The 6,000-nt window shown below is 61.6% G+C and carries 5 protein-coding genes; all 5 read left to right on the forward strand.

Going from position 1 to position 6,000, the window contains the following annotated elements:
• The first annotated feature begins 378 nt into the window (after positions 1-378).
• The 5 genes from C5J22_RS27680 (at position 379) to C5J22_RS27700 (ending at position 5,790) form a co-directional block, all read left to right on the forward strand.
• Positions 379-1,974, forward strand: coding sequence for an ABC transporter substrate-binding protein (locus C5J22_RS27680; protein ID WP_105403811.1), 1,596 nt, complete (start codon positions 379-381; stop codon positions 1,972-1,974).
• Between the two features lie 156 nt (positions 1,975-2,130).
• Positions 2,131-3,135, forward strand: a complete 1,005-nt coding sequence (locus C5J22_RS27685; RefSeq protein WP_046637329.1) for an ABC transporter permease subunit — start codon at positions 2,131-2,133, stop codon at positions 3,133-3,135.
• Between the two features lie 77 nt (positions 3,136-3,212).
• Positions 3,213-4,079, forward strand: coding sequence for an ABC transporter permease subunit (locus tag C5J22_RS27690; RefSeq protein WP_105440875.1), 867 nt, complete (start codon positions 3,213-3,215; stop codon positions 4,077-4,079).
• A 2-nt stretch (positions 4,080-4,081) separates the two neighbouring features.
• Positions 4,082-4,939 (forward strand): ABC transporter ATP-binding protein, encoded by an 858-nt coding sequence (locus C5J22_RS27695; RefSeq protein ID WP_080955217.1) that lies wholly within the window; start codon positions 4,082-4,084, stop codon positions 4,937-4,939.
• The gene (locus tag C5J22_RS27700; protein WP_371412678.1) at positions 4,936-5,790 is read left to right on the forward strand and encodes a dipeptide ABC transporter ATP-binding protein; all 855 of its coding nucleotides are present in this window, start codon (positions 4,936-4,938) and stop codon (positions 5,788-5,790) included. Before C5J22_RS27695 ends, C5J22_RS27700 begins: the two co-directional genes overlap by 4 nt.
• Positions 5,791-6,000: the final 210 nt, after the last annotated feature.

Below are 6,000 nucleotides of genomic sequence, written 5' to 3' on the forward strand. Positions count from 1 at the left end.
TCTCGACAACCGGATCATAATCGTTATGCTCCCGCGCCACGGCCCGCAGGCAAATCTACGAAACGCGCCGAAACCAATAAGAATGCACCGAGATTTGGCCAATTTTGTGGAAAATTTTCTAAAGAATGAAGCGGGCGTGAAATTCGATACGGCGGGAGGCCGTTGATCGGAATCAGGTAACAGGGGCATGCGCGGTCAGAAGGCCGTCGCGGACCCGCCAGGAGAAACGCATTTTGTAGGCCGGCCGCAGCGAAATATCGCCGGCCAGGAGGTGAACACGGGAATACCAGTCGTTGGGCGCTATATACGCGCCATTCCAGCTGAAGACATCCACCGGGCACGGCGTATAAGCCGGCCACAGGTCATCGGGAGATCCAAATGAAATATAAACTCACCCTTGCCGCAGCGCTGCTGTCGGCAACATTCTTCGCAAGCGGCGCCAGCGCCAAGACCTTCGTATATTGCTCGGAAGGTTCTCCGGAAGGCTTCGACCCCGGCATCTACACCGCCGGCACGACCTTCGACGCTTCGGCGCATCCGATCTACAATCGCCTGCTCGAGTTCAAGTCGGGCACGACCCAGCCGGAAGCAGGCCTCGCCCAGAGCTGGGAGATTTCCGCTGACGGCACCGTCTACACCTTCAAGCTGCGTCCGAACGTCAAGTTCCAGACGACCGACTTCTTCAAGCCGACCCGCAACCTGAACGCCGACGACGTCGTCTTCTCGATCGGCCGCCAGATCGACGAGAAGAACGCCTGGAACAAGTACATTTCCGGCGCGACCTGGGAATATGCCGATGGCATGGGCTTTCCGAAGCTCATCAAGTCGATCGAGAAGGTCGACGACCTGACCGTCAAGGTCACGCTCAACCGTCCGGAAGCACCGTTCCTCGCCAACCTCGCCATGCCGTTCGCCTCGATCGTGTCGAAGGAATATGCCGACAGCCTCGACAAGGCCGGCAAGAAGGAACAGCTGAACCAGATGCCGGTCGGCACCGGTCCGTTCACCTTCGTCGGCTACCAGCAGGACGCCGTCATCCGCTTCAAGAAGAACGCCGATTTCTGGGGCCCGGCTCCGAAGATCGACGACCTCGTATTCGCGATCACCACCGACGCTGCCGTTCGTTACCAGAAGCTCAAGGCCGGCGAATGCCACCTGATGCCCTATCCGAACGCTGCCGATGTGAAGGCCATGAAGGCTGATCCCAGCCTCCAGGTTCTGGAGCAGGAAGGCCTGAACGTCGCCTATCTCGCCTACAACACGACCAAGGCTCCGTTCGACAAGCTGGAAGTCCGCAAGGCGCTGAACAAGGCGATCAACAAGAAGGCGATCGTCGATTCCGTCTTCCAGGGCATGGCGACACCTGCCGTCAACCCGATCCCGCCGACCATGTGGTCCTACAGCAAGGCCACCCAGGACGACACGTACGACCTCGAAGCGGCCAAGAAGATGCTCGCCGACGCAGGCGTCAAGGACCTTTCCATGAAGGTCTGGGCGATGCCGGTTTCGCGTCCCTACATGCTGAATGCCCGCCGCGCGGCCGAAATCATCCAGGACGATTTTGCCAAGATCGGCGTCAAGGTCGAGATCGTTTCCTTCGAATGGGCTGAATACCTGCAGCGTTCGAAGGACAAGAACCGCGATGGCGCCGCCATCATGGGCTGGACCGGCGACAACGGCGATCCGGACAACTTCCTTGATACGCTGCTCGGCTGCGATGCTGTCGGCGGCAACAACCGCGCTCAGTGGTGCAACAAGGAGTTCGACGCCCTGGTGAAGAAGGCCAAGGTCGTCTCCGACCTGGCCGAGCGCACCAAGCTCTACGAACAGGCTCAGGCGATCTTCAAGAAGGACGCTCCCTGGGCAACCATCGATCACTCCCTCTCGGTCGTACCGATGCGCAAGGGCGTGACCGGCTTTACCCAGAGCCCGCTCGGCGACTTCACCTTCGAAGCGGTCGATATCGCGCAGTAATTTCTGCTTCACGACGATTTTGCCGCGGGACGCGTTGCGTTTCCCGCGGCATTTTCTTATGAGACGCCAAAATTTGGCGAAGACGCCACGATTGCCGTCTTCATGGCTTGACAAAACCGTGAATCGGCCACGAACCAAAAACCACGAAGGTTTCGAATGTTTGGCTTCCTGTTGCGGCGTATCGCCGTGTTGATCCCGACTTTCATCGGGGTCTCGATCATTGCTTTTTCATTTATCCGACTTCTGCCGGGTGATCCGGTTGCGCTTCTTTCCGGCGAACGTGTCATGTCGCCGGAGCGGCATGCCCAGATCAGTGCACAGCTCGGCTTGGATCGGCCGCTGGTCGTCCAGTATTTCGATTATCTCGGCGGCGTGCTGACCGGCGATTTCGGGTCGTCGATCGTATCCAAGAAGCCGATCCTCGACCAGTTCTGGGCGCTGTTTCCGGCGACCGTGGAGCTTTCCTTCTGTGCCATCGTCATCGCCGTCGCGCTCGGCATTCCGGCCGGCGTGATCGCCGCGATCAAACGCGGTTCGATCTTCGACCAGGGGCTGATGGGCATCGCGCTTGTCGGTTATTCGATGCCGATCTTCTGGTGGGGCCTGCTGCTGATCATCCTGTTCTCCGGCACCCTGCAATGGTTCCCGGTTTCCGGCCGCATCTCGCTGATGTTCTTCTTCCCGCCGGTCACCGGCTTCATGCTGATCGATTCGCTGCTGTCGGGACAGAAGGGCGCCTTCGCCTCGGCGATCAGCCATCTTGCCCTGCCGTCGATCGTGCTTGCGACCATTCCGCTCGCGGTCATCGCCCGCCAGACGCGTTCCGCCATGCTGGAGGTGCTCTCGGAAGACTACGTCCGCACCGCCCGCGCCAAGGGCCTCTCGCCCTTCCGCGTCGTCGGCATCCATGCACTGCGCAACGCGATGATCCCGGTCATCACCACGATCGGCCTGCAGATCGGCGTCATGCTCGCCGGCGCCATCCTGACCGAAACGATCTTCTCCTGGCCGGGCATCGGCAAGTGGATGGTCGACAGCGTCTTCCGCCGCGACTACGCCGTCATCCAGGGCGGCCTGCTCCTGATCGCGGCCATCATCATGTTCGTCAATCTCATCGTTGATCTGCTCTACGGCCTGATCAACCCCAGAATCCGACACTGATCCGGCATCAAGAAGGAGAAAATCCCGTGGCCGATACCACTGTTACCAAGATCGCCGAACCGGTTTCCAGCGCCGCGATGCGCCGCCAGATGCTCCGCGAGTTCTGGTTCTACTTTTCCGAAAATCGCGGCGCCGTTCTGGGCCTCATCATTTTCGTCGCCCTCGTCATCGTGGCGATCTTCGCGTCGTTCATCGCCCCGCATTCGCCGTTCGAGCAGTATCGCGATTTCGCCCTGCTTCCGCCGGCCTGGGCCGAGGGCGGCAACCCGTCCTATCTACTCGGCACCGATCCTGTCGGCCGCGACATCCTGTCCCGCCTGATCTATGGCGCGCAGTATTCGCTGTTCATCGGCGTCTTCGTGACGACGCTGTCGCTCACCGGCGGCATCATCGTCGGCCTGATCGCCGGTTATTACCGCGGCTGGATCGATACCGTCATCATGCGCCTGATGGACATCATCCTCGCTTTCCCGTCGCTGCTGCTCGCCCTCGTGCTCGTCGCGATCCTCGGGCCGAGCCTCACCAACGGCATGATCGCCATCGCGCTCACCCTGCAGCCGCATTTCGTGCGCCTCACCCGCGCCGCCGTGATGGCCGAGAAGTCCCGCGACTATGTGACTGCCGCAAGGCTTGCCGGCGCCGGGCCGCTGCGCCTGATGTTCCGCACCATCCTGCCGAACTGCACCGCGCCGCTGATCGTCCAGGCGACGCTCTCCTTCTCGAACGCCATTCTCGATGCAGCCGCTCTCGGCTTCCTCGGCATGGGCGCCCAGCCGCCGGCACCGGAATGGGGCACGATGCTTGCCGAAGCGCGTGAATTCATCCTGCGCGCCTGGTGGGTCGTCACCTTCCCCGGCGTCGCCATTCTCGTCACCGTTCTCGCCATCAACCTGATGGGCGACGGCCTGCGCGATGCGCTCGACCCGAAACTGAAGAGGTCCTGATCATGGCGCTCTTGCAAATCGATAACCTCATCGTCGAATTCGAAACCGCAACCGGCTGGTTCCGCGCCGTCGACGGCGTCTCCGTCTCGGTCGAAAAGGGCGAGGTTCTGGCAATCGTCGGCGAATCCGGCTCCGGCAAGTCCGTCGCCATGCTCGCCGTCATGGGACTGCTCCCGTGGACCGCCAAGATCACCGCCGATCGCATGCTCTTCGAAGGCCGCGACATCCAGAACATCAGCCCGGCCGAGCGCCGCAAGCTGATCGGCAAGGATATCGCGATGATCTTCCAGGAGCCGGTCGCCAGCCTCAATCCGTGCTTCACGGTCGGCTTCCAGATCGAGGAAGTGCTGCGCATCCATCTCGGCCTCGACGCAAAAGCCCGTCGCGCCCGCGCAATCGAGCTGTTCAGCCAGGTCGGCCTGCCCAACCCGGAAGAGCGGCTGAACCACTTTCCGCACCAGATGTCGGGCGGCCAGTGCCAGCGCGTGATGATCGCGATCGCGATCGCCTGCAATCCGAAACTGCTGATCGCCGATGAGCCGACCACCGCGCTCGACGTGACGATCCAGAAGCAGATTCTCGACCTGATCATGGCGCTGCAGGCCAAGAACGGCATGGGCCTGATCATGATCACCCATGACATGGGCGTCGTCGCCGAGACCGCCGACCGCGTCATCGTGCAGTACAAGGGCCGCAAGATGGAGGAAGCCGATGTGCTTTCCCTCTTCGAGAGCCCGAAGAGCAACTATACCAAGGCGCTGCTGGCGGCCCTGCCGGAAAACGCGACCGGCGACCGCCTCACCACCGTTTCCGCCTTCTTCGACGGCAATCCGGAACCCGCGCCGGAGGCACGCGCATGAGCAATAATATGACCGATAACACCATGCTCGAAGTGCGCGACATCAAGCGCGATTACGAACTGCCGGGCGGCCTTTTCAAGCCGAAGAAGATCATCCATGCGGTGAAGGGCGTTTCCTTCAAGCTCGAACGCGGCAAGACGCTGGCGATCGTTGGCGAAAGCGGCTGCGGCAAATCCACCCTTGCACGCATGCTGACCTTCATCGACGAACCGACCGGCGGCGATCTGCTGATCGACAACAAGAAGGTCGATACCCGCCCCGGCCACCTGACCCAGGAAATGCGCCAGAAGGTGCAGATCGTCTTCCAGAACCCGTATGGCTCACTGAACCCGCGCCAGAAGATCGGCGATGTGCTCGGCGAACCCTTGGCGATCAACACCGACATGTCGGCCGGCGAACGCCGCGACCGCGCCAGCGAAATGCTGACGAAGGTCGGCCTCGGCCCGGAGCACTATAACCGCTACCCGCACATGTTCTCGGGCGGTCAGCGCCAGCGCATCGCGATAGCCCGCGCGCTGATGATGAACCCGAAGCTTCTCGTGCTCGACGAACCGGTTTCGGCGCTCGACCTTTCGGTCCAGGCCCAGGTGCTGAACCTGCTCGCCGATCTCCAGGACGAGTTCAACCTCACCTACGTCTTCATCAGCCACGACCTCTCCGTCGTGCGCTACATCGCCGACGAGGTGATGGTGATGTATTTCGGCGAGGCCGTGGAATACGGCACCCGCGAAGAGGTGTTTTCCGACCCGAAGCACGACTATACCCGCACGCTTTTCAAGGCGACGCCGAAGGCCGACATCGAGTCGATCCGTGCGCGCGTGGCCAAGAAGAAGGCGACGGCGGCAGCCTAGGCTGAGCACCTGGCTACCGGGCGCTTCCAAGCTTGGAAAATCTGCTGTTTGAGGAAGCCCGCGAGCCGAGCCACCCCCACCTCAAGCGGATCGCCTATGAATGTATGGGACGGCGCGTGGAGCCCCTCCCCCTTGTGGGGAGGGGTTGGGGAGGGGACTTCATCCAGCATGAAAACCCCTCCCACCTGCCGGCCACCCTCCCCACAAGGG

It is taken from the genome of Neorhizobium sp. T25_13 (assembly GCF_002968675.1).
In the GTDB taxonomy this organism is placed as follows: domain Bacteria; phylum Pseudomonadota; class Alphaproteobacteria; order Rhizobiales; family Rhizobiaceae; genus Neorhizobium; species Neorhizobium tomejilense.